The sequence below is a fragment of the Helicobacter equorum genome, assembly GCF_900198655.1.
In the GTDB taxonomy this organism is placed as follows: Bacteria; Campylobacterota; Campylobacteria; order Campylobacterales; family Helicobacteraceae; genus Helicobacter_F; species Helicobacter_F equorum.
Window position 1 is genome coordinate 1 of sequence record NZ_FZPO01000041.1, and the last position, 1,453, is coordinate 1,453.

General features: G+C 37.9%; 3 protein-coding genes and 1 pseudogene. 3 read left to right on the plus strand and 1 reads right to left on the minus strand.

The genetic code is table 11. The features are described from left to right. The 3 genes from C6H22_RS06515 to cutA all read left to right on the plus strand — a co-directional run. A partial coding sequence (locus tag C6H22_RS06515; protein WP_199769814.1) for an NAD(P)H-dependent oxidoreductase occupies nt 1-259 on the plus strand: 259 nt, incomplete at its 5' end. Nucleotides 260-274: 15 nt separating this feature from the next. Beyond that, complete coding sequence (locus C6H22_RS06520; RefSeq protein WP_104694518.1) at nt 275-856, plus strand: sugar O-acetyltransferase; 582 nt, start codon at nt 275-277, stop codon at nt 854-856. A gap of 1 nt (nt 857) precedes the next feature. Next, nucleotides 858-1,163 (plus strand): divalent-cation tolerance protein CutA, encoded by a 306-nt coding sequence (cutA, locus tag C6H22_RS06525; protein ID WP_104694519.1) that lies wholly within the window; start codon nt 858-860, stop codon nt 1,161-1,163. A 71-nt stretch (nt 1,164-1,234) separates the two neighbouring features. Here cutA and C6H22_RS06530 read toward each other — a convergent pair. Then, nucleotides 1,235-1,453: pseudogene (locus C6H22_RS06530) on the minus strand (UDP-glucose 4-epimerase GalE); the annotation flags it as partial.

Consider the following 1,453-nt stretch of genomic DNA (forward strand, 5'->3'; position numbering starts at 1 on the left):
TGGCAAAGGTGGCTTATTGCACGATAAGAAATATATGTTTAGTCTTACTTGGAATGCGCCTATTGAGGCATTTACAGACAAAGATGAGTTTTTTGGCGGTGTGGGTGTAGATGTCGTGTATTTGCATTTGCATAAGGCACACGAATTTTTAGGTATGCAGGCTTTGCCAACATTTATTTGTAATGATGTGGTCAAAAACCCACAAGTAGAGCAATACATAAAAGAGTATAAAGCACATTTGCAAAAAGTCTTTGGTTAAAGTAAGGATAGGATTATGAATGTTTTTGAGAAAGATTTGGCTGGTGTGCCACTAGATTCTAGAGATCCCGAAGTCGCACCTATCATCGAAGTGATTAAGCACACGCAAAAACTCATCGCCAAGCTTAATAATGGAGAAAAAAGCGAGGAGCAAGTGCGTGAGATTTTAAGTCAAATTATGGGAAGAGAGGTGGATTCTAGTTTGTGGCTTTTGCCACCTTTTTATACGGATTTTGGGCGTAATATATATTTTGGCAAAAATGTTTTTGTTAATACCGCTTGCACATTTATGGATCGGGGCGGAATCTATATTGATGATGAAGTGTTTATCGGACCAAAAGTTAATCTCATCACCATTAATCACGACATTAATCCTTATAATCGCACCACCACCATTTGTAAGCCTATTTATATCCAAAAGCGTGTGTGGATAGGTGTAGCAGCAACTATTTGTCCGGGTGTTAGGATTGGTGAAAATTCTATCGTGGGCGCTAATGCAGTCGTTCTCAAAGATGTCCCACCAAATTCTATCGTGGGTGGAAACCCTGCAAAGCTTATCAAAAAAATAGAGATAGAAAATTATACGCCAAAGGATTAGTATGCCACTTGTAATCTTAAGCACCGCACCAAACAAAAAGGAAGCCAAACGATTAGCCAAAAAGCTTTGTAAGCGACGCCTTGCTGCTTGTGTCCAAACACATAAAATACAAAGTTATTATCATTGGCAGGGTGTTATATGCACAGAATCTGAAATTGCTCTAAGTATCAAGACACGCAAAAAACATTATAAGAAGATTCGCAAATTTTTGCGCTCTCATCATAGTTATGAAGTGCCACAGATTCTAGCATTTATACCATGTAAAATAGAAAAACACTACAAAAAGTGGCTAAAAAAGGCTACATAGCCTGAAAATTTTGGATTCTTATTTGTTTTGTATCCAAATACTCCCACCTGTATTTTTCTGACTACATAGCATTATTTGCCAAATCTTTCCCACTCATATGCACTTTTGATGATGTAGGCGAGATCATTAAATCGTGGTTTCCAATCTGTGAGAGTGCAGATTTTAGTATTATCTGCAACAAGAATAGCAGGATCTCCTGCTCTACGATCAGAATCTAAGACCACAAAATCCACGCCACTTACCTTCTTTACCATTTGGATAACTTCAAGTACACTATAGCCTTGTCCATA